Annotated in this window: 19 protein-coding genes; 9 read left to right on the top strand and 10 right to left on the bottom strand. The window is 57.5% G+C overall.

Features of this window, described 5'->3' with window-relative positions:
- Positions 1 to 44 precede the first annotated feature (44 nt).
- From INF86_RS20335 to INF86_RS20300, 8 genes are all read right to left on the bottom strand, one after another.
- Positions 45 to 1,595: a methyl-accepting chemotaxis protein gene (locus INF86_RS20335; protein ID WP_193543873.1), complete on the bottom strand. Its 1,551-nt coding sequence runs from the start codon at positions 1,593 to 1,595 to the stop codon at positions 45 to 47.
- Between the two features lie 95 nt (positions 1,596 to 1,690).
- A complete protein-coding gene (locus INF86_RS20330; protein WP_017693400.1) occupies positions 1,691 to 2,707 on the bottom strand; it encodes a LacI family DNA-binding transcriptional regulator in 1,017 nt (338 codons plus the stop codon).
- 28 nt (positions 2,708 to 2,735) lie between these two features.
- Positions 2,736 to 4,142 (bottom strand): sucrose-6-phosphate hydrolase, encoded by a 1,407-nt coding sequence (locus INF86_RS20325; protein WP_193543872.1) that lies wholly within the window; start codon positions 4,140 to 4,142, stop codon positions 2,736 to 2,738.
- Positions 4,142 to 5,512, bottom strand: a complete 1,371-nt coding sequence (locus INF86_RS20320) for a sucrose-specific PTS transporter subunit IIBC (RefSeq protein ID WP_063147302.1) — start codon at positions 5,510 to 5,512, stop codon at positions 4,142 to 4,144. Before INF86_RS20320 ends, INF86_RS20325 begins: the two co-directional genes overlap by 1 nt.
- A gap of 66 nt (positions 5,513 to 5,578) precedes the next feature.
- Positions 5,579 to 7,096, bottom strand: a complete 1,518-nt coding sequence (locus INF86_RS20315) for a carbohydrate porin (RefSeq protein WP_193543871.1) — start codon at positions 7,094 to 7,096, stop codon at positions 5,579 to 5,581.
- Positions 7,097 to 7,267: 171 nt separating this feature from the next.
- The gene (locus tag INF86_RS20310) at positions 7,268 to 8,164 is read right to left on the bottom strand and encodes an aminoimidazole riboside kinase (RefSeq protein ID WP_193543870.1); all 897 of its coding nucleotides are present in this window, start codon (positions 8,162 to 8,164) and stop codon (positions 7,268 to 7,270) included.
- Between the two features lie 88 nt (positions 8,165 to 8,252).
- Positions 8,253 to 9,464 carry a diguanylate phosphodiesterase gene (locus INF86_RS20305; protein WP_193543869.1) on the bottom strand — a complete coding sequence of 404 codons (1,212 nt, stop codon included), beginning with the start codon at positions 9,462 to 9,464 and terminating at the stop codon, positions 8,253 to 8,255.
- A gap of 66 nt (positions 9,465 to 9,530) precedes the next feature.
- A complete protein-coding gene (locus INF86_RS20300; protein WP_193543868.1) occupies positions 9,531 to 11,027 on the bottom strand; it encodes a carboxylesterase in 1,497 nt (498 codons plus the stop codon).
- 267 nt (positions 11,028 to 11,294) lie between these two features.
- On the opposite strand from INF86_RS20300, the gene INF86_RS20295 reads away from it, so the two are divergent.
- Genes INF86_RS20295 through INF86_RS20265 form a run of 7 tightly spaced genes read left to right on the top strand, consistent with a single transcriptional unit; the run spans position 11,295 to position 18,123 of the window.
- On the top strand, positions 11,295 to 12,149 hold the full coding sequence (locus INF86_RS20295) for a MurR/RpiR family transcriptional regulator (RefSeq protein WP_045308144.1): 855 nt from the start codon (positions 11,295 to 11,297) through the stop codon (positions 12,147 to 12,149).
- Between the two features lie 12 nt (positions 12,150 to 12,161).
- The gene (gene ddpX, locus INF86_RS20290; protein WP_022648182.1) at positions 12,162 to 12,734 is read left to right on the top strand and encodes a D-alanyl-D-alanine dipeptidase; all 573 of its coding nucleotides are present in this window, start codon (positions 12,162 to 12,164) and stop codon (positions 12,732 to 12,734) included.
- A 15-nt stretch (positions 12,735 to 12,749) separates the two neighbouring features.
- Positions 12,750 to 14,282, top strand: coding sequence for an ABC transporter substrate-binding protein (locus INF86_RS20285; protein ID WP_046621461.1), 1,533 nt, complete (start codon positions 12,750 to 12,752; stop codon positions 14,280 to 14,282).
- A gap of 23 nt (positions 14,283 to 14,305) precedes the next feature.
- Complete coding sequence (locus tag INF86_RS20280) at positions 14,306 to 15,328, top strand: ABC transporter permease (protein ID WP_069596588.1); 1,023 nt, start codon at positions 14,306 to 14,308, stop codon at positions 15,326 to 15,328.
- Positions 15,325 to 16,221, top strand: coding sequence for a D,D-dipeptide ABC transporter permease (gene ddpC / locus INF86_RS20275; RefSeq protein WP_022648185.1), 897 nt, complete (start codon positions 15,325 to 15,327; stop codon positions 16,219 to 16,221). The genes INF86_RS20280 and ddpC overlap by 4 nt, the downstream gene beginning before the upstream one ends.
- Entirely contained in the window at positions 16,218 to 17,204 is a 987-nt protein-coding gene (locus INF86_RS20270) for an ABC transporter ATP-binding protein (RefSeq protein WP_023300162.1), read from the top strand. Before ddpC ends, INF86_RS20270 begins: the two co-directional genes overlap by 4 nt.
- Positions 17,197 to 18,123: an ABC transporter ATP-binding protein gene (locus INF86_RS20265; RefSeq protein WP_063147295.1), complete on the top strand. Its 927-nt coding sequence runs from the start codon at positions 17,197 to 17,199 to the stop codon at positions 18,121 to 18,123. The genes INF86_RS20270 and INF86_RS20265 overlap by 8 nt, the downstream gene beginning before the upstream one ends.
- Before the next feature lie 30 nt (positions 18,124 to 18,153).
- Here the strand turns inward: INF86_RS20265 and INF86_RS20260 are convergent, their stop codons facing one another.
- Both INF86_RS20260 and INF86_RS20255 read right to left on the bottom strand, forming a co-directional pair.
- Positions 18,154 to 18,582: an OsmC family protein gene (locus INF86_RS20260; protein WP_003857069.1), complete on the bottom strand. Its 429-nt coding sequence runs from the start codon at positions 18,580 to 18,582 to the stop codon at positions 18,154 to 18,156.
- 69 nt (positions 18,583 to 18,651) lie between these two features.
- Positions 18,652 to 19,539, bottom strand: a complete 888-nt coding sequence (locus INF86_RS20255; RefSeq protein ID WP_023306246.1) for a LysR family transcriptional regulator — start codon at positions 19,537 to 19,539, stop codon at positions 18,652 to 18,654.
- A gap of 111 nt (positions 19,540 to 19,650) precedes the next feature.
- Between INF86_RS20255 and INF86_RS20250 the strand changes: the two genes are divergently transcribed.
- Positions 19,651 to 20,502 carry a Vmh family MBL fold metallo-hydrolase gene (locus tag INF86_RS20250; RefSeq protein ID WP_193543892.1) on the top strand — a complete coding sequence of 284 codons (852 nt, stop codon included), beginning with the start codon at positions 19,651 to 19,653 and terminating at the stop codon, positions 20,500 to 20,502.
- Between the two features lie 51 nt (positions 20,503 to 20,553).
- Positions 20,554 to 21,075 carry a VOC family protein gene (locus INF86_RS20245; protein ID WP_193543867.1) on the top strand — a complete coding sequence of 174 codons (522 nt, stop codon included), beginning with the start codon at positions 20,554 to 20,556 and terminating at the stop codon, positions 21,073 to 21,075.
- The last annotated feature ends 38 nt before the right edge of the window (positions 21,076 to 21,113 follow it).

The raw sequence follows: 21,113 nt of genomic DNA, 5'->3' as shown, positions 1-21,113 counted from the left end.
TACGCCAGACATTAAAAAGGCTCCCTAGGGAGCCTCTATGAACATCACGCCGTAGCAGGTAAACGAAAACTCGAAATACTCTGCGACAGCTGCTGCGCCTGCTCCTCCAGCGAGGCCGCGGCTGCGGCGGATTGCTGCACCAGCGCCGCGTTCTGCTGGGTCACACCGTCCATCTCCGTTACGGCCTGCCCAACCTGACCAATTCCACGGTTCTGCTCTTCTGAGGCAACCGAAATCTGTTCCATCAGCGTATGCACTTTATTCACAGAGCTGATAATAGAATCAATCACCTCTCCCGAACGATTCACCAGTTCCGCACCGTTTTTAACGCTGGAAACAGACTGGGCGATAAGGCTTTCGATATCCTTCGCCGCCACCGCGCTTTTCTGGGCCAGGGTGCGCACTTCACTTGCCACCACGGCAAATCCTCGCCCCTGCGTACCGGCACGCGCCGCTTCAACGGCCGCGTTCAGCGCCAGAATATTAGTCTGGAAAGCAATACTGTTGATGACGCTGGTGATGTCCTCAATACGCTTCGAATTGGACGCGATAGTATTCATCGTTTCGATGACTTCACGGGTTACCGCTTCACCGGTATGGGCATTTTTCACGGCATCCTGCACCAGCTTACCGGCCTGGAAAACGTTATCGGTATTATTCGCCACCGTCGCACTCAGCTCTTCCATGCTGGCGGCCGTCTGGGTCAGGGCAGAAGCCTGTTGCTCGGTACGGGAGGCCAGGTCGATATTGCCGGAGGCAATTTCCTGCGCCGCATGCGTTACGGTGTGGCTGGCATCGCGCACCTGAGAAATGGTGGAGAGCAGCGCCTGGCGCATCTGCTCCATCGAGGACATCAGGTGATCGATTTCATTCCCGGAATCACGCTTGATCGGTACCGGTACGTCCAGCTTCCCGGCCGCAATCTGTCGACAGTGCTCGCGCGCCAGGTTCACTGGCGCAAAGACCACGCGTTTCATCAGCAGGCTGACGACGAAGATCACCACCACGAACAGCACCGCAATGCAGGCGATAATAATCAGACCCGACACAAAATTATGGCTCGCATCCTCGTTCAGCGTTTTGGCGTACTTCTGGTGAACGGAGAGAACCTGATCGAGCACAATTTCATATTGGCGATCGAGTTGAGACACCACGGGAATAAGAGCGTTGAACCGCGACACATCGTGAGCGGCGGCAGCGGCAATCAGTGGTGCCAGTCCCTGGTTACGGTAGTTTTGCCACGCCTCCTGGTAGGCAGTGACCAGCGGGGCTTCGTCCTGCAAACGCGGCGAGGCCATAAACGCCGAAAATGCACTATCGGCTTTGGTCAGCGCCTCTTTAACCGAGGCCAGTTTCGCAGACGAGTCGGTGGCGTCCCCCGCTTCCAACATTTTTACATACTCCATAACCCTGACGCGCAGGGTTCGGCTATGGTTAATGGGATCAATAATGGACAGGACCACCTGAATTTCTTTGTTCACATTATCCAACGAAGTATTACTTTTAATGATGAGCCCAACGCTGGTGATGGTGCTGGCCACAAAGAAAAAAAGCAGGGAAAACAGGATAATCAGGGATGATTTTTTCAACGACATAACACACCTCAGGGATATAATTTCCCTTTGGTTATCGGCTGAATCCGATCTTTAATTAATTAAAGTTATTGATATATCCTTCAGACGTTACCCTGTCACTCCACGGCCTTGTACCGCCGTTGCAGTGTGGCATCCAGTTTACGCTGGATCGGCTCCGGCGTTTCCCCTTCAATCAGTTTGCCAATCAGATCAAAGCAGTGCCAGGCGAGCTGGCGGTTATCCTGACGAACGGTATCGACAGGAATGGTCAGAGAATCATAGAGATAGTGATCGTCAAAGCTGGCCAGACGCATATCGCTTTGCAGCAGATTATGTTGCCCCATATAGCGCAACACCCCTTCCAGCAGACCGCAGGCGGCGGTAAAAAGGGCTTTTGGCGGGCGGCCCAGGCGCGCGCAAAGTTCGGCAAACATTTCGTAGCCGGAGCTCGGATGGTAATTACCATGAATAATCCACTCCGGACGTAACTCGACGCCAGCGTCACGCAGCCCCTGCTTAAACCCTTCCAGACGGTCACGCGTCGGGGAAAGCCGCGGCTGGCCGCCGAGGAAGTAGAACTCATCCGGATGCTGGCGCGCAATGTCGGCCACCAGCGTGGCGGTCGGGGTAATTGAATCGGTGAGGACCAGCGGCAGAGAACTGTCGTTCATATGACGGTCAAAGAGCACAACGGGCAACTGCTCGCTCAGCTTTTGATAATCCGCGTCGTTGAGCATGCTGGAGGCGACAATCAGCCCGTCCACCTGGCGGGCCACCATGTTATTGACCACCACCGTCTCCTGGCCCGGATTTTCATCGCTACAGGAGATCAGCAGCTGAACACCCGCCTCGCGGCAGAGGGTCTCTAGCTCATGAGAAAAAACGGCAAACCCGTAGTTGGTGATTTCCGGCACCACCAGACCAATGGTGTGGCTGCGGTTGTCCCGCAGCGAACGGGCGTGAATACTGGGCTGATAATGATGTTCTTTGGCAATCGCCAGCACACGCTCGCGTGTCTCCTCCGCCACCCGAAGCTCTTTGCTGCGGCCGTTCAGAACCAGACTGGCGGTGGCTTTTGATACCCCCGCCAGCTCCGCGATATCTTTAATGGTGACGCGTTTTGTTTTTCTCACAACGACTTAGATCCGGCTGCCAAAACCCCTATTCTATCATGCAGCTGCGCAGCGACCAGTAGCGTAATGTGATGTCGGACGCACCTTCGAAGCGAACCTGGGCCGGATGGTCAGGAAAATAGCGGCTGCTCATGACGCCTTCACCGTGATTGATGAAAATTTCGACGCTGGAACGGTCACACAGCACGCGTAAATGATGAACAGAGCCCTGCCAGTAGCGGGTCAACGTCTCTCCGGTTTCCAGGCTGGCGCGTTCCAGATGGATCCCCGCATCATCCATAATCAGCCGCAACGCGCCGGCAAAATCCACATTAACGCGCGAGGCGCTCAGTTCGAACTCAAGACGCGTTCCCTCCAGCACCGGGGCATCGCTGGCGCGTCCCTGCCAGTGATGTTCATCCTCGCGCAGCGTTTCCAGCTCACGGATCGGCGTTTGCCAGAGCTTACCGTCGCGGTAGCGCAGCTCGCGCGGACAGGTCATCTGGTGGATCCAGCCGTGCACCCGTGTAGGCTGGAGCATCTCTTCGCCGTCCGGCACGCCCATCCAGCCGATGAGGATGCGGCGGCCGTCTTCTGCCACCGTGGTTTGCGGCGCGTAAAATTCGAAACCGGCATCAAGCTCATGCAATTCGTCGTGAGCAAATGCAGGCGTTTGATAATCAAATGCCCCACTCATCCAGACGGACGGATAGGTGTTGAGATAACGATGCGGTTCGCGCGCCAGCCCCTGTGGGCAGCAGATCAAGACGTGTGTGCCATCAAGCGCAAACAGATCCGGGCACTCCCACATATAGCCCGCGTCCGTGAGCCCATTGACGCCGTGACCGGCGATTTCGCCGCAGGACGCCCAGGTGTGCAAATCGGCTGACGTAAACAGCAGCACCTTGCCGCGCTTATGCTGATCCTGCGCCCCGAGCACCATGTACCACTGCCCGTCATGGCGCCACAGTTTCGGGTCGCGGACGTGCCCGGTATACCCGTCCGGCAGGGGCAACACCGGTCCCAGTTTGGCAAACGTGCCGTCGTCATTTTGCACCGCCAGACACTGCCAGGCGGTGCGGCCGCCATCGTCAAACTTAACGTTGCCGGTATAGCACAGGGTCAGCACGCCGTTGTTATCCACGGCGCTGCCGGAGTAACAGCCATTGCGGTCATACTCTTCGTCAGGCATCAGCGCCATTGGCTCGTGCTGCCAGTGCACCAGATCTGCTGAGCTCCAGTGTCCCCAGCACTTGTAGCGATGATCGCAGCCCAGCGGGTTCCACTGATAAAACAGATGGTAACGTCCGGCAAACCAGATAAAGCCGTTCGGATCGTTCATCAGCCCCGTCACCGGCGCAGGATGCCACTGCGGATAGTGGCTGTCCGCTTGCGCACGCGGCTGGCCTTGCATAACGGCCTGCAACACGGCAGGCCAGCGGGAAGGTAAGGTCATTATTCAGAGTCCGTTTTATATTTCAGCAGCAGAGAGACGGTGAACGCCACGCCAAAGGCAATCACCATGCCGATAATATAGTTGAGCAGCGAGCTGGCCTGAACGATCGCCATACCGGGAAGCGCCGTCAGACCAACGGCGGTCATGTAGACATGCACCGACACTACCCAGGCCCCGCCCGCTGCGCCACCGATCAGGGCCGCGATAAACGGCTTCACGAAACGCAGGTTGATGCCAAAAATTGCCGCTTCGGTGATGCCCAGCATCGCGGAAAACGCCGACGGTAAGGTAATGGCTTTGATTTTGGCATCGCGGGTTTTGAACCACACCGCCAGACACGCCCCGCCCTGCGCCACGTTCGCCATCGCCCAGATCGGCAGCAGGAAGTTCACGCCAATCGACGGGTTACCCAGCAGTCCGGCCTCAATAGCGTGGAAGCTGTGGTGAATGCCGGTAATGACAATCACCGAATAGAGCCCACCAAACAACAGCCCGGCCAGCCAGCCCGCGTGGGCAATCAGGGTGCTAAGAATAAAGGAGATCCCGTCGCCCAGCGCGCGTCCCGCCGGGCCAATAATCAACAGCGCGATAAAGCCGGAGATAATGACGGTCAGGAACGGCGTCAGGATCAGATCTAACGCATCCGGGATCGCCCGGCGAAGCTGTTTTTCCACAATGCTCATAAACCACACCGCCAGCAGTACCGGGAAGACGGTTCCCTGATAGCCAATCATGGCGATTTCAAGACCGAAGAAGTTCATGGTGTGGAAGCCGGACGCTACGCCCCAGGCGTTGGTCAGCGCCGGATGAGTCAGGATGCCGCCGAGCGTTGCGCCCAGATACGGGTTGCCGCCAAACTCCCGCGCGCCGGTGAAGCCAATCAGGATCGGCAGAATAATAAACGCCGCCGAGCTGCACATATCCAGCATGATATAGAGCGCGTTATCCGGATTAACCCAGCCGTAGGTTTTAACCATCCCGAGCAGGCCCATCAGCAGACCCGAGGCCACGATCGCCGGAATAATCGGCACGAAGATGTTGGAGAGCAGACGCGCGATGCGCTGAAACGGGTTCAGCTTGCGGGCTGCAATATCCGCCGCTTCCGATTTACTGGACTCGCTAATCCCTGCCGCCTGAATAAACGCGGTGTAAACCTTATTCACCACCCCTGTGCCGAAGATCACCTGCATCTGCCCGGCATTTCGAAAACAGCCTTTCACGCCTTCAACCTTGCCGATAGCCTGCTGGTCGGCAAGCGCATCATCGACCAGCACCAGACGAAGGCGCGTGGCGCAATGTGCCGCGCTGGCAATGTTCTCTTTGCCACCGAGCAGCGGAATCAGCTCGCGCGCAATATGATTAAAATCCATAGATACCTCTTCCTGACCTCTTTTTATGATGTTCGAAACGCCCCCGCAATGCGGGAGCGTGAAGGGTTAAAACCAGGTTTCCATCTGCACCCCAAAGTTCCATTCCCCACCCGCGTTGAAGCCGCTGCTGCCAAAGGCGTCATCGCTGGCGTAGTTATCCAGCTTGCTGCTCCAGTCCATCCAGGTGGCGAACAGGCGCAGCTCCGGACGGCTGAAGAAATCGCCAATCTTGCCCGCCTTTAACGTCGGGGCGAAGGTCAGCTTGTAGAAGCTACCGTTAACCGCATTGCGATCCTTGTAGCCTTCCGGGTTTAAATCCATGTATTGATAACTGCCCTCGAACGCGAGGGCGAAATTCTGGTTCACCTCTTTGATCAGACGCGTATTGAGCGTGACCCACTCATAGCTGTCGCCCTTCACGTAGCGGTCCTTACTGCTTTGCGCCAGTACGGCGGGCGCAATGTGCCAGCCACCGCCCAGCGGCGTGACACCGTAACTTGCAAAACGCCAGGTATCGGCTTCTGACAGCAATGCGCCGTCTGCACCAATGCTTTTCACCTCAGCCCCCAGACCGTGGCCGTAAAGCAGCGCCGTTTTGGCGGAACCTTCCCGCAGGCCGTAGAAGCTCTCGTTATGCAGACCCACCAACGCATGCACCCCGTTATTCGCCGCGTCGGTTTTAATCAGATCGCCGTTGCTGTCCTTACGGTCGTCATTATCTTTTGCCCGTAAGCCGCTGACCATCAACTGCACCGGCCCGGCGAAGTGGTTCATGCTTAAGATGTAGTTCTGGACGTTGTTGTCGATCTCCTCTTCGCTGCCGAAATTACGGCCATAAAGGGAGAAGTTACTGCGCAGCGTATCGTTCCACTTCACGTCGTAGACGCCGCCGCCGGTCCCGGCGAGAAATACCACGTCGGAATCCAGCCAGTGAATGTCGAAGTTGTCGCGGTCAAAACGCTTACCCGCCCAGAAGGTGCTGCCTTTCAGCGCGCCGGTAACGTCCGGCAAATTGCCCAGCTCGGCAAAGGCCTGACGAATGTTCAGGTCGCTGCTGTCTGCCGACCAGTCGTTATAGGTTTTCTGACCGTCGGCCAGCATCGCCTTAAAGCGCGTCGTCGCGCCATTTTCCAGCGTCTGTTTGTGCTCAACATTCAGCTCAACGTAGGTATCCGCTTCGTTCCCCAGACGCCCAATGGCCCCGCCCGTTTCCCCGGCGGGCGTCAGATAAGGGCCGCTTTTGCTGCTGGAGGCCGCGTCGTTCATCAGCAGGCCGGAACGGGCGTAACCGTGAAATTCAAAACCGCCTGTCCGGTCGGCTTTTTCTTCCAGCACCGTAGTACGTTGCGCCACCGCCTGTGTGGAGGTCTGCGCTTCCTGCTGCGCAGCCACCAGCTGCTGTGTTTTCTGTTCCGCTGCCGTGGCGCGCTTTTCAGCAACCTGCGCGCGGGTTTCCGCCTCCTGCAAACGCTGCTCCAGCGCCGCCAGGCGCGCTTCGATACGTGTCATATCCGTCTGGGCAAAAACAGAGGTACTCCCGGCCAGCATGCCTATCATCACGGCAAGTCTGCGTTTTTTATACATTTTGTCGCATCCCTAATAACTATCGGTAAAAGTGCTAAATTGCTAAACCGGTTTAGGTGAGTGATACTAAACCGTTGAATTTTGAATCGGCAACGTTTTTTGCTAAACCGTTTTAGTAAGTGTGATCGAGGCGACAATTCAGGCCCCCGACCGGAGGCCTGGCGACGTGAATTACAGTTCGTGATGATAAGGCAGCGCTGTCATTGCCCCTTTTGCGGTTGTCGCCAGCGCTCCGCAGCGCTGCGCTAACGTGATGACCTCTGAGAGACGGGCCTGGCCATGACGTGCCAGACCGAACAGCAGCCCGGCGACGAAAGCATCCCCCGCACCGGTGGTATCAATGCATTCCACGGGTGATGCAGGATAGTGCGTCAACGCGCCTCCCTGCCAGGCGGTCACGCCCTCTTTTCCCTGCGTCACCAGCACCAGCCTGGCCGGACAGGTGCGCATTAGCTCCGCCAGCCCCTCATGGACCTGCGCATTTCCGGTCAAGAACGCCAGCTCTTCCACCGAGATTTTCACCACATCTGCACAGGCTAATGCCCGCTCAAGACACTGGCGCAGCTCGACTTCATCGTGCCAGAGATCGGCGCGGATATTGGGGTCAAAGCTGACGAAACCGCCCGCCTGTCTGATAGCGGCCATCGCCTGAAACGTCGCGGAACGGCTGGGTTCGGCGCTAAGCGCGATAGAGCAGACGTGCAGCCACTCCCCGGCGCGGAATGGCGGGAGATCGGCGGCGTCGAGGAACAGATCAGCACTCGGGCGAACCATAAAGGTAAATGAACGTTCCCCGTCGTCATCGAGATCCACCACCACCGTGGAGGTGCGATGCCGCGGATCCCGTCTCAGCCATTCTGTATTAACCTGCTCATCCGCAAGCGTTTTTTGCATAAAGCGCCCGAAGGGGTCGTCGCCCACCCGGCCTATAAAGGCGCTTCTGCCGCCCAGACGCGCAATCCCAACCGCGACGTTGGCCGGTGCGCCGCCCGGACATTGCAGCAGTTTGCCCTCTCCGTCGGGCAACAGATCCACCACTGCATCGCCAAGTACCCAGATCGTCTCCATATCACCTTCTTAGCTAAATAATGTTAAACCGGTTTAGCTATTTAAGCACAGGCAGGGTGTCGGGGAAATATGGCGAGGGAAAATTTGCTTAACCTACCCGTTGGGGCCAGTGGATATCACCCACGCCATTGAGCTGCGGGCGGGCGAACAAAAAGCCCTGGAAGCGGCGAATACCGGCGGATTCAAGCCAGCACCACTCTTCTACCTTCTCAATGCCTTCTGCGACCAGCGTAATCTCCAGATCGGTGCAGCAGCTGATTATCGACTTCACAATCGCCTGCTTGGGTCCGCTCTGGTGAATATCGCTGACGATCTCCCTGTCGATTTTGAGCTTATCCGGCTGGAACCGGGTGAGCAGCGACAGACCGGCATAGCCGGAACCAAAATCATCTATTGCCAGCCCAACCCCTTCCGCCCGCAGCTGTTTAATGGCGCTATTAAACTGGTTAAAGCCGGATATCATCTCGTTCTCAGTGACTTCAATGACCACCTGCTCTGGCTGTAGACCGTGCTTTTTGATCTGCGTTACCAGGAACTCTACCGCACCCGGCACGTTAACCAGCGACATTGGCAGCAGGTTCACCGCCAGTTTGTGGCTGCCGATGCCCAGCTTTTGCGCCAGCGCAAAGGTCCAGGCTTTGGTATGCAGATCGACTTCGTATATCTTTTCACGATCGAGACTACGGAAAAAATGCTCCGGGCTGCCGCCGTCGTTTCCGCGTATAAGCGCTTCGAGAGAACTGATTTTGCCTTCGGACGGCTCGACAATGGGTTGCAGTGCAAACTGGCAGGGCTGTCCCGCCAGCAGACCTAACCCTTTACCAAACGGCGCGCTCTCTCGCGAAAGCGTCCATTTATCAGGCTCATAGTCCGAAGCGGGTGGGATAGCGGTTTTGCCGGCGATAAAGGTCTGAATAAATTTGAAGACCCGATCCTCAGAAGTCAGGTAGCTTTCCAGCTTGCTGTAATGCAGAACCGATGCCAGAACCGCTTTCGGGGTCTGAATGTCCAGGTTAAACAGCAGCATTCCCACGTCTTCGAAACGTCGGCGCGGACCGTAATCGCGCATCAGCTCCACCACGCCGGTATGCCGGTTGTCCGCACGGATGGTGTTAAAAAGCGCGACGACGTTCTGTTCCGTGCCTTCGAGAATTTGTAGAACGTCACGTCCACTGGAGAGAAGAATGCCTGAGATGCCCTGCTCCGTATTACGGATCCTGGCCTTTTCAACCAGCGCGCTTAACGCTGCGGAGGTGCAGGTTAAGCTCAGCTGGCTTCGATAAATGAGAGTTGTCAGCACAGAAACGGGGTCCGGTATGTGGTATACGCCTGAACGGTACTGTTTAACATAGTTCCCTGGGGTGGCCTAGTCTATTCCACTTCGGGGTTGATTCTCCCCGAGACGGCTGTCGATCCGCGTCTGCATATAGTCGTAGAACGGATTCGACGTTACGCGCATTAACGCATCTTTACCGACGCTCAGAACTGAGGTTTCTCCCCACAGGGCTATCGTCCCGAGACTGATTCCATAGCGGTTTTTCACCTCAGGATGGCGGCCATACAGATCGTCTTCAGGCGGGAACGGAATGGCAATATGCGACAGGGAATAAACCTCCTGCGGATACGAGACCGACAGCGGCGTCACCGTTTCCCGGGTGCTGCCCGCAGGCGTTGTCTTTGCCACCATATCAAACCTGTCAGGGCTGGCATTGGTCACGATTGTGACACTGTAACGTCTTTTCGCCTCGGGCAGCAGGTCAGCCACCGCCGTCCAGGATGATGGCCTGAACAGTGGACGGAAACTCCCGGCCTGATTGATGTCAAATACCACCAGTTCGCTGCCATTTGCCGGAAGCTGGTCAAACAGCCCGCTGACTACGGCGCGGGTACTGACCGTTGAATCCATGACCGACTGAAACGCCAGTACCGGCGGGAGCTGCGTTAGTTTGTGATCATGAACATCGCGGTTTATCTGCTCATGCAGCGCCCGGGTAAGCAGCCAGGACTGACGTGCCGCATTCACAGGGAACGAATTGTATTTATAAGGATTATATTCCGGCGAAATGTTGAGCCACGCGGCTTTGGCAAACGCCGGTAACATAGCCGGTAGCCCGGCGAATCCGGCAAAGCGCGCAAACGCCGTGACGCCAATCATCGGTGAGAGCAAAACGATCTGCTGAGGTTTACGCAGTTCAGGCGCATCAAGGGCGTCGAGGGCGTATTTCATCGCCAGCGCACCGCCGTTGGAATAGCCCACCAGGTGCAGGGGGAGATCGTTCCCCGTCAGGCGTGTTGCTTCACGAACCGCAAGGCGCGTAGCTGCCAGCCACGCCTCCCAGTCAACGTCTGTCAACGCGCCCGGCGCCGTGCCATGTCCGGGCAAACGAGGCACTACGGCCACAAAGCCGTGCTTTTGATAATTCACAGCCAGACGCCTGACGCTGTAGGGCGAATCCGTCAGACCGTGCAACAACACTACCGCCCCGCGCGGCTTTCCGGCAGGCATCAGCACAAACGACCGGTTTGCATCCGGAGTAAAGTGTCCTGGCCACACCAGGCTCTGACGGTAATAGCGGTTCAGCGGCGTGCGCTCTGCGGGGGTGACTTTCGCCGTCACCTCAGCATCAAGAGCGGTGAAGATGGCGTTTTCCCGCGCGACATAGGCTGCGAAGGTCGCGTTATCCATCTCCTGCACGGACATTTCGTCAGCCCGCCAGGTATGCCAGTGATGCAGGGCCGGCCCCTGCTGCGAAAGATAAACCCGCACCGCCAGCAGAACGAACACAATGATCCCGATGACCATCGCTATTTTTTTTGCGAGAGCCATCAGGCGCACGCTGACCCGCCAGGGCAAATTCGCCATGTAAGGCTCCCTCTCTTATCCACAGAGCTTTCATCTTACCAAAAAATGTGAAGAGGCTGTCGTATTCACCAAATAGATATCGCTCAGGCCGGACACTGCACCAAAAGTGAACTACGCTGCACAAATGTTGAGCATCTGTTAAACAAATATTGCATTAACTTTGCTGCACAGCGCGTTTTCGCCGCAATGTGAACATGGCACGCGTCCTGCATTGTTAATCTGATAACAGAAACCCGGCCTTTGACAGCCAGTTAACAGCGAGGCGGTATGACGACCAAACCTGAGGTGTTGAGCCGTATCGAAGCGACCTTCAGCCAGCTCACCCCGAGCGAAAAGCGGGTGGCAAGCTGGATGCTGGCGCACGTCGGGCAGATCCCCTTTGAAACGGCTGAGAGCGTGGCGCTGGCCACGGCCACCAGCGGGATCACCGTCGGACGCTTTCTGCGCAAGCTGGGCTATCGCAACCTTGATGACGCCAAAAAAAGCCTGCGCGATCCCCATCAGCCCTGGGGCATTAACGAGCGTCTGGACTCCTGGAAACAGCAACAGCCGCTGTCGGATCGCCTTCAGCACTCCCTGTCGCTGGAGGTGGACGCCATTGCCCATGTCTACCAGCTGGCGCAAAGCGAAACGTTCAGGCAGGTTGTCCAGCAACTTACCCATGCCGACGCCGTCTTCGTGCTGGGGATCCAGTCCACGCGCGGGATCGCCAATGCGTTCTTCAGCCATCTGGAGTATCTGCGCCCGCGGGTAAGCTATTCCGAAGGGCTCTCCGGTAGCTGGGTGGAGTCGCTTAACTCCGGCTTTGCTAACCCGTATATCGTGCTGACCGATACCCGCGCCTACTCCGCCATTGCCCGCCAGTACTGCCGCGTGGCGAGCGAAAAAGGCCTGGCGATGGCGCTGATCACCGATATCTGGTGCCCGTGGGCGCGGGATTACCCGATTGATTTACTCCAGGTGAAGACCGATACCGGCCATTTCTGGGACTCGCTGGCGCCGGTGAGCTGTCTGTTCAACCTGCTGCTGTCGGGCGTTGTGGAGGCGCTGGGGGAAGCGCTGCCGGAACGTCTGGCAATCAACCGACAACTACAACAAGAATTTGGTCAATTTGAACGCTAAAGGAGCGGAGCTATGCCTGAAGAGAGTCAACTGATTGATGTGGCGAAAACTTTTCCCACGCTGCATATCGATCTGAAATACGCGACCGCCGATAACATTACCGGCCGCCCGATCTATCAGCACGCCGCGTGCCTGCTGCACACGGATGCCGCCACCGCGCTGGCGAAATCGATCAGTATCGCCGCGCTGGCCGGTCTGAAGCTGGTGGTCTACGACGCCTATCGCCCGCAGCAGGCACAGGCGCAACTCTGGGATGCCTGCCCCAATCCGGAATACGTGGTGGATGTCGCGATTGGCTCGAACCACAGCCGGGGCACTGCCATTGACGTCACGCTGATGGATGAACACGACAACGTGCTGGATATGGGCGCCGGGTTTGACGAAATGCACGACCGTTCTCATGCCTGGCACCCTTCCGTTCCGCCCGAGGCGCAGCGAAATCGTCTGCTCCTGAACGCCGTTATGTACGGCGGCGGTTTTGTGGGCATCAGCAGCGAGTGGTGGCATTTCGAGCTGCCGAACGCCGCCAGCTATCCGCTGTTAGATGACCAGTTCGCCTGTTATCCGACCACACACTCACTGTAATTCTGGAGCCCGGCCATGAAAACAACGCTGCTTACTACCCTGATTGCCGCTACGCTCGCCCTGAGCACCCTTCCCGCTCTGGCGGCGGTGCCAAAAGATATGCTGGTGATAGGGAAAGCTGCCGATCCGCAAACGCTGGATCCGGCGGTCACTATCGATAACAACGACTGGACGGTGACCTACCCCTCGTACCAGCGTCTGGTGAAATACAAGCCTGGCACCACGGAGGTGGAAGGCGATCTGTCGACGGGCTGGAAGGCGTCAGACGACCAGAAAGTGTGGACGTTCACCCTGGCAGATAATGCAAAATTCGCCGACGGCACGCCGGTGACCGCCGAAGCGGTCAAGCTGTCGTTTGAACGTCTGCTTAAAATCAACCAGGGACCTTCCGAAGCGTTCCCGAAAGATTTGAAAGTGGACGCGGTGGATGAGCATACGGTGAAATTCACCCTCAGCCAGCCGTTTGCCCCGTTCCTCTACACGCTGGCCAATGACGGCGCGTCGATCGTCAACCCGGCGGTGCTGAAGGCCAATGCCGCCGACGACGCACGCGGTTTCCTGGCGCAAAACACCGCGGGTTCCGGACCGTTTATGCTGAAAAGCTGGCGGAAAGGTCAACAGCTGGTGATGGTGCCCAACCCACACTGGCCAGGTGAAAAGCCGCACTTTAAGCGCGTCTCGGTGAAGATTATCGGTGAAAGCGCCTCGCGTCGCCTGCAACTTTCCCGTGGCGATCTGGATATCGCCGACGCCCTGCCGGTGGATCAGCTTGCCGCTCTGAAGCAGGAAGGCAAAGTGGCCGTGGCGGAATACCCGTCCCTGCGGGTGACCTACCTCTATCTGAACAACAGTAAGCCTCCGATGAATCAGGTGGATTTGCGCCGCGCGGTCTCCTGGGCGACCGATTATCAGGGGATGGTAAAAGGCATTCTCAGCGGGAACGGCAAGCAGATGCGCGGCCCGATCCCGGAGGGCATGTGGGGCTTCGATGCGAACGCCATGCAGTACAGCTTTGACGAGGCCAAAGCCAAAGCGGCGCTGGAGAAAGTCAAAGATAAACCTGCCAGCCTGACGTTCCTCTACTCCGATAACGACCCGAACTGGGAGCCTATCGCCCTCTCCACGCAGGCGAGCCTGGGCAAGCTGGGGATTAACGTCAAGCTCGAGAAACTGGCGAACGCCACCATGCGCGACCGCGTCGGCAAAGGTGATTATGACATTGCGATTGGTAACTGGAGCCCGGACTTCGCTGACCCGTACATGTTCATGAACTACTGGTTCGAATCGGACAAAAAAGGGCTGCCGGGGAACCGCTCATTCTATGAGAACAAAGAGGTCGATGCGCTGTTGCAGGCGGCACTGAAAACCACCGATCAGGCGGAACGCACCAAAGATTACCAGCAGGCGCAGAAAGTGGTGATTGACGAGGCGGCTTACGTTTATCTGTTCCAGAAGAACTACCAGCTGGCGATGAACAAAGAGGTCAAAGGCTTCACCTTTAATCCGATGCTTGAGCAGGTCTTTAACATCGCCACCATGAGTAAGTAACGGCCCACGCCGGGGGGAAGTGTATGACGTTCTGGAGCATTGTGCGCCAGCGCTGCTGGGGGTTAATCCTGGTGGTGGCCGGTGTCTGTATTATTACTTTTATTATTTCACACCTGATCCCCGGCGATCCGGCCCGCCTGCTGGCCGGTGATCGCGCCAGCGATGAAATCGTGCAGGGCATCCGCCAGCAACTGGGGCTGGATCAACCACTCTATATTCAGTTTGGCCGCTACGTTGAGGCGCTGGCACATGGCGATCTGGGCACGTCTATTCGCACCGGTCGCCCCGTTGCGGAAGATTTGAAAGCTTTTTTCCCCGCCACGCTGGAGCTTGCCTTTTGCTCCCTGCTGCTGGCGCTGGTGATTGGCGTGCCGCTGGGCATTTTATCGGCGGTGTACCGTAACCGCTGGCTGGATCACCTGGTGCGACTGATGGCGATGACGGGCATCTCGACGCCTGCCTTCTGGCTGGGACTGGGAGTTATCGTTCTGTTCTACGGGCAACTGCAAATTCTGCCCGGCGGCGGCAGGCTGGACGACTGGCTCGATCCGCCCGCCCACGTTACCGGTTTTTATCTGCTGGACGCTCTGCTGGAAGGCAACGGCGAGGTGTTTTTCAACGCCCTGCAGCACCTGATTTTACCCTCCCTGACCCTGGCCTTTGTGCATCTGGGTATTGTGGCGCGTCAGGTACGTTCCGCGATGCTGGAGCAACTGAGCGAGGATTATATTCGTACCGCCCGCGCGAGCGGGTTGCCGGGCTGGTACATCGTCCTGCGCTACGCCTTACCCAACGCCATGATCCCCTCCATTACCGTGCTCGGGCTGGCGCTGGGCGATCTGCTGTACGGGGCCGTCCTTACCGAAACCGTGTTTGCCTGGCCGGGAATGGGAGCCTGGGTGGTGACCTCCATTCAGGCGCTGGATTTCCCTGCCGTCATGGGCTTCGCGGTCGTGGTATCGCTGGCCTATGTCTTAGTTAATCTGGTGGTGGATCTGCTGTATCTGTGGATCGACCCGCGAATCGGGCGCGGAGGTGCCGAATGATGTTAACTCAGGAAACGCCCGTCCCTGTCAGCACCGCTAAACAGCGCATCAACTGGGCAAAGCTGTTCTGGATGTTACGCAAAAGCCCGCTCACGCTGATCGGCGGAGTCATTATGATCGTGATGCTGCTGATGATGGTGGTCTCGCCGTGGATAGTCCCGCACGATCCGAACGCGCTGGATCTGACCGCGCGCTTGCAGGCACCGTCAGCCCAGCACTGGTTCGGCACCGATGAGGTGGGCCGGGATCTGTTCAGCCGCGTGCTGGTGGGCAGCCAGCAGTCCATCACAGCGGGTCTGGCGGTGGTGGTGATTGCGGGCGGCATCGGTTCGCTGCTCGGCTGTTTGTCCGGCGTACTTGGCGGGCGCGGCGACGCCATCATTATGCGCATCATGGACATTATGCTCTCCATCCCCTCGCTGGTACTGACGATGGCCCTGGCCGCCGCGCTCGGCCCAAGCCTGTTTAACGCGATGCTGGCGATTGCGATTGTACGCATTCCGTTTTACGTGCGGCTGGCACGCGGGCAAACGCTGGTGGTGCGCCAGTTCACCTACGTGCTGGCCGCCCGCACCTTTGGCGCATCGCGCTGGCACCTGATCAGCTGGCATATCCTGCGTAACGCCCTGCCGCCGCTGATCGTACAAGCGTCGCTGGATATCGGCAGCGCCATTCTGATGGCCGCCACGCTGGGCTTTATTGGATTAGGCGCGCAGCAGCCGACCGCCGAATGGGGGGCAATGGTGGCCGTGGGGCGTAACTACGTGCTTGACCAGTGGTGGTACTGCGCGTTTCCGGGGGCGGCAATTCTGATCACGGCGGTTGGCTTTAATCTGTTTGGCGATGGTCTTCGCGACCTGCTGGATCCCAAATCAGGAGGGAAGCAGTCATGAGTGATTCCGTATTATCGATTGAAGATTTGCACCTGAGCTTCCCCATTTTTCGCGGTGACGTCCACGCGCTCAACCACGTCTCGCTGGAGATTGGCCGGGGTGAAATTGTCGGCGTGGTGGGCGAATCCGGCTCGGGAAAATCGGTCACCGCGATGCTGGCGATGCGCCTGCTGCCGGAAGGCAGTTACCATGTTCACCATGGCCGGGTCACGCTGCTCGGGGAAGATGTGCTGAACGCGTCGGAAAAACAGCTTCGTCAGTGGCGCGGCGCCAGGGTGGCGATGATTTTTCAGGAGCCGATGACGGCGCTTAACCCCACGCGCCGGATTGGCAGGCAGATGGTGGAGGTGATCCGCCAGCATCAGTCGCTTTCCCGCCGCGACGCGCAGCAGAAGGCGATCTCCCTGCTGGGCGAGATGCAAATCCCGGATGCGGCGCAGGTAATGGATCGCTATCCGTTTGAGCTTTCCGGCGGTATGCGCCAGCGGGTAATGATCGCCCTTGCCTTCTCCTGCGAGCCGGAGCTGATCATCGCTGATGAACCCACTACCGCGCTGGATGTGACCGTCCAGCTTCAGGTGCTGCGTCTGCTGAAACATAAAGCGCGCGCCAGCGGAACGTCGGTGCTGTTTATCAGTCACGATATGGCGGTGGTGTCGCAGCTTTGTGACCGAATGTACGTTATGTACGCGGGCAGCGTGATCGAAAGCGGCAGCACGCAGACCTTGATCCACCATCCTGTGCACCCCTATTCGATTGGCCTGCTGCGGTGTGCCCCGGAAAATGGTAAACCGCGCGAGATCCTCCCGGCCATTCCCGGCACGGTACCTAACCTCAGCCACCTCCCGCGCGGATGTGCTTTTCGCGAACGCTGTTTTGCTGCCGGGGCGAAATGCAGCGAAACGCCGCGCTTAATTTCCACGGGCGCAGAAGGCCAGCAGGCTGCCTGCTGGTACCCACAACAGGAGAGACGCCATGTCTGAGGTACTGCTGGAACTGGATAGCGTGCATGTGAATTTTCCTGCGCGCAAAAACTGGCTGGGGCGCGTGACGGAACAGGTACACGCCCTTAACGGCATGGATCTCCGGATCCATCGCGGCGAAACGCTGGGCGTTGTGGGGGAATCCGGCTGTGGAAAGAGCACGCTGGCGCAGCTGCTGATGGGCATGCTCAAACCGAGTACCGGTGCCTGTCAGCGCGCGAATGCAGCGGGTGGTATGCAGATGGTATTTCAGGACCCGCTCTCGTCCCTCGATCCGCGTTTACCCGTCTGGCGCACCATCACCGAGCCGGTGTGGATACAGCAACGTCGCAGCGAACGGGAGCGTCGTCAGTTGGCTGAAACGCTGGCGCAGCAGGTTGGGATTCGAGCGGAATATCTTGACCGTCTGCCGCATGCGTTTTCGGGCGGACAGCGCCAGCGAATCGCTATTGCCCGAGCGCTCTCTTCGGATCCGGACATCATCGTGCTGGATGAACCCACCAGCGCGCTGGATATTTCCGTCCAGGCACAGATCCTCAATTTGCTGGTTGCCCTGCAACAGCAGCGAAATCTGACCTACGTGCTAATCTCGCACAACGTCTCGGTGGTCCGGCACATGAGCGACCGGGTGGCGGTAATGTATCTGGGGCAAATCGTGGAACTGGGTCCGGCGAACCAGGTGCTGGGTCAGCCGCGCCATCCGTATACGCAGCTGCTGCTTGACTCCGTTCCCCGGACCGGAGAACCGCTGGATGAGGATCTGGCGTTGCGAAAAACCGATCTTCCGGGTAATCGCCACCTGCCCGTTGGGTGCTATTTCCGCGACCGCTGTTCGCTGGCGACGCAGGGATGTGAACAGCCGCAACAACTCCAGCCCTCTTCCGCAAGCCGAAACGTGCGCTGCTGGCGTAACCGTTAAAAATGAGCCGGGCATGCGCCCGGCCCGATATCAGTTCAGTTTGTAATCCAGCGTGATTTCCGCTTTCAACAGCTGCGAGACCGGGCAACCGGCCTTGGCTTTCTGGATAATGCCGTCGAACTGCTGCGGATCGATACCCGGTACCGTCACCTTGCTTTGCAGCGCGACTTTGCTGATGGCAAAACCGCTGTCGGTTTTATCCAGCGAGACATCCGCCGTGGTATCGATGGAATCGGCGGTATAACCCGCTTCGCCCAGCATTAGCGACAGGGCCATAGAGAAACAGGCCGCGTGCGCTGCGCCAATCAGCTCTTCCGGGTTAGTCCCTTTCTCGCCCTCGAAGCGGGTGTTAAAGCCGTAAGGTTGCTGGTTAAGGACGCCACTTTCGGTCGAAACCGTCCCTTTGCCGCGTTTGATGTCGCCAGACCAGTGTGCTGAACCGTGCTTATGAATCGTCATGCTTGTTCTCCTTTTGGCTTACAAAGGGATAAGTATAGGACGCATAATCTATTTTGCAGGGAAGACAGACTAGTCCGATCGCGTGGCAAGGTGGTTTGCCAGCGCGTCGAGGAACACACGCTGCGCCGCAGGCTGATAGTCTCGCGACTGATAAATACCAAAAATGCCGATCGGTTTTGGCGTATAGGCGCTGAGCACCGGCACCAGGCTTCCCTGCCGTAGCGCCGCGTCGGCCTCGCGCTCGGGCAGCATGGCAATACCACAGTGATTTATCGCCGCCTCCATCAGCAGAGATGAGATGCTGGCGCTGAGATTGCCGCTGACCGCCGTCGTGACCGGCTCCCCTGCCGGCGTTAAAAAACGCCACGACTGACCGGCAAAAAAGCTGTAATGCAGGCAGTTGTGCCGGGCTAAGTCTTCCAGCTCCTCTGGAACGCCCCGGCTTGCAAGGTAGTGCGGCGAGGCGCAAAGCACGGACCGACACTCTCCCAATCGGCGAGCGATCATACCCGGTTCGGGGTTATCGGTAATGCGGATCGCCACGTCAATTCGCTCGCCCACCAGGCTCACCGGATGGTTGTTAACATCCAGCTCAATGCGCAGTTGAGGGTAACGCTGCAACAGATCGGGCAGCACCGGAGCGATAATCTGCATCGCGGTAAAATGCGCGCAGGCGACACGAAGCGTGCCTGAGGGTAAATCCTTCACTGACTGATCTTCAATTTCCTGAGAAATTTGCGATAGCGTGCGCGTCTTTTGCAGGACTTTCTCCCCCGCCGCCGTCAGCGTCAGCTTACGGGTGGAGCGGTTAACCAGCCGCGCCCCAGCCCACTTCTCCATCTGCTCCAGATAACGGCTCACCATCGGACGGGAGATCCCCAGCGCCCGCGCCGCCGCGCTTAAACTCCCCAGCTCACAGATGCGGTTGTACACCTGGGCGGCAATAACGCGATCCATTTTGACCTCCATTTGCTCGATCTACGAAACTAAGCATCTCCTGTTTCAGGAATTCTGGCAAATGAAGAGATCCGTACAATAGAGACTTTCCTGAAGAACAGAGATATGACCATGACTATCGCCCGCCTTGCTTTGTTGACAACCCTTTTCACTCCGGCCGTCTTTGCCGCTCCGTTGACCGTTGATACGTATAACCCGCAGGAAAAAGGCATTTTTGCCGTTTCTTCCACGCTGGTATCTGGCCCGAAAGAGGCGGTACTGTTTGACGCCCAGTTCAGCGTGAAAGATGGCGAAGCGCTGGTAGAAAAAATTCGCCACAGCGGTAAAACGCTGAACAAAATCGTGATCACTTCCGGCGATCCGGATTTCTATTTCGGCCTGCAACCGCTGATGAAAGCCTTCCCTAATGCCAAAGTTGTCGCCACGCAACAGGTGGTGGACCATATCAGGGCCACAAAAGACGCGAAGCTCGCCTTCTGGGGGCCACAGATGAAAGATGGCGCGCCGACGCAGCTCTACGTGCCGCAAGTGCTTGCCTCAACCACCTTTATGATTGACGGTGAGAGAGTAAGCATTGAAGAGCCTGAAAGCTATGCGGCGTACGTCTGGATCCCATCCGCCAAAACCATCCTCGGCGGCACGGGCGTCTCATGGGGCATTCACGTCTGGACGGCGGATACCCAAACGCCGGAAAGCCGTAAACAGTGGCAGCAGACGCTGGATAGCATGGCTGCCCTTAAGCCCGAACGCGTTATTCCGGGCCACTACCTTGGGACACCGCCAGCGGGTACCGGCGCTATCGACTTTACCCGTCGCTATCTACAGCAGTTTGAAAAGGCCCTCACGACACATAAAGCGTCAACCGACGTCATCATCGCGATGAAAAAACAGTGGCCGAACCTGGCGGAAGCCAGTTCGCTGGAACTGAGTGCCAAAGTGAATACCGGCGAAATGAAGTGGTAATAAGCTGATTATCTCCTGCTATATTTAAATTTTTTATAGCAGGAGTTTACTATGCAATCATCAGTAAGGGGTATTGACCATATCGGTATTACGGTGCCCGACATTGAAAAAGCCACCCTATTTTTTGAACGCGCTTTCGGCGCACAGGTTTTATATCATTCTGTCGATGCAGAAACCGATAATATCGATCAGCCCGCCCAGCAGCACACCTTAAAATTATTTCCCGGCACTAAAATTCATGCCATTCGCATGCTTGTTATGCCGCACGGACCCGGCATAGAACTTTTCGAAATGCATGGCCCTGAACAGGGAATGCCCGCTCGCGCCAGCGACTTTGGACTTCAGCATTTTGCTGTTTATGTTGATGATTTTGATAGCGCCATCGCGGCTTTCACCGCCGCCGGCGGCGAGATATTCACCGCGCCGAAGCCGCTTAGCTTTCCGGATGAGCAAGGTGAAGGCAATGCTTTCTGCTATGGTCAAACCCCCTGGGGCAGCATTGTGGAATTGATCTCCTGGCCGACGCCCATGCCTTATGAAAAAACCACGAATTTACGCCGCTGGAAACCCTGAATTTTATTTCTGTGCTACGGGAGATGTTATTTTTAATT

Source organism: Enterobacter cloacae complex sp. I1M, from assembly GCF_014982425.1.
Classification (GTDB): Bacteria; Pseudomonadota; Gammaproteobacteria; order Enterobacterales; family Enterobacteriaceae; genus Enterobacter; species Enterobacter intestinihominis.
The sequence above is the reverse complement of the archived record's forward strand: the minus strand, read 5'-3'. Positions and strand labels throughout refer to the sequence as shown.

Bases quoted from the DNA above. Each gene is read 5' to 3' on its own strand.
- INF86_RS20335 (WP_193543873.1), bottom strand. From the start codon at position 1,595: ATGTCGTTGAAAAAATCATCCCTGATTATCCTGTTTTCCCTGCTTTTT.
- INF86_RS20325 (WP_193543872.1), bottom strand. From the start codon at position 4,142: ATGACCTTACCTTCCCGCTGGCCTGCCGTGTTGCAGGCCGTTATGCAA.
- INF86_RS20320 (WP_063147302.1), bottom strand. From the start codon at position 5,512: ATGGATTTTAATCATATTGCGCGCGAGCTGATTCCGCTGCTCGGTGGC.
- INF86_RS20315 (WP_193543871.1), bottom strand. From the start codon at position 7,096: ATGTATAAAAAACGCAGACTTGCCGTGATGATAGGCATGCTGGCCGGG.
- INF86_RS20310 (WP_193543870.1), bottom strand. From the start codon at position 8,164: ATGGAGACGATCTGGGTACTTGGCGATGCAGTGGTGGATCTGTTGCCC.
- INF86_RS20300 (WP_193543868.1), bottom strand. From the start codon at position 11,027: ATGGCGAATTTGCCCTGGCGGGTCAGCGTGCGCCTGATGGCTCTCGCA.
- INF86_RS20295 (WP_045308144.1), top strand. From the start codon at position 11,295: ATGACGACCAAACCTGAGGTGTTGAGCCGTATCGAAGCGACCTTCAGC.
- ddpX (WP_022648182.1), top strand. From the start codon at position 12,162: ATGCCTGAAGAGAGTCAACTGATTGATGTGGCGAAAACTTTTCCCACG.
- INF86_RS20285 (WP_046621461.1), top strand. From the start codon at position 12,750: ATGAAAACAACGCTGCTTACTACCCTGATTGCCGCTACGCTCGCCCTG.
- INF86_RS20280 (WP_069596588.1), top strand. From the start codon at position 14,306: ATGACGTTCTGGAGCATTGTGCGCCAGCGCTGCTGGGGGTTAATCCTG.
- ddpC (WP_022648185.1), top strand. From the start codon at position 15,325: ATGATGTTAACTCAGGAAACGCCCGTCCCTGTCAGCACCGCTAAACAG.
- INF86_RS20270 (WP_023300162.1), top strand. From the start codon at position 16,218: ATGAGTGATTCCGTATTATCGATTGAAGATTTGCACCTGAGCTTCCCC.
- INF86_RS20265 (WP_063147295.1), top strand. From the start codon at position 17,197: ATGTCTGAGGTACTGCTGGAACTGGATAGCGTGCATGTGAATTTTCCT.
- INF86_RS20260 (WP_003857069.1), bottom strand. From the start codon at position 18,582: ATGACGATTCATAAGCACGGTTCAGCACACTGGTCTGGCGACATCAAA.
- INF86_RS20255 (WP_023306246.1), bottom strand. From the start codon at position 19,539: ATGGATCGCGTTATTGCCGCCCAGGTGTACAACCGCATCTGTGAGCTG.
- INF86_RS20250 (WP_193543892.1), top strand. From the start codon at position 19,651: ATGACTATCGCCCGCCTTGCTTTGTTGACAACCCTTTTCACTCCGGCC.
- INF86_RS20245 (WP_193543867.1), top strand. From the start codon at position 20,554: ATGCAATCATCAGTAAGGGGTATTGACCATATCGGTATTACGGTGCCC.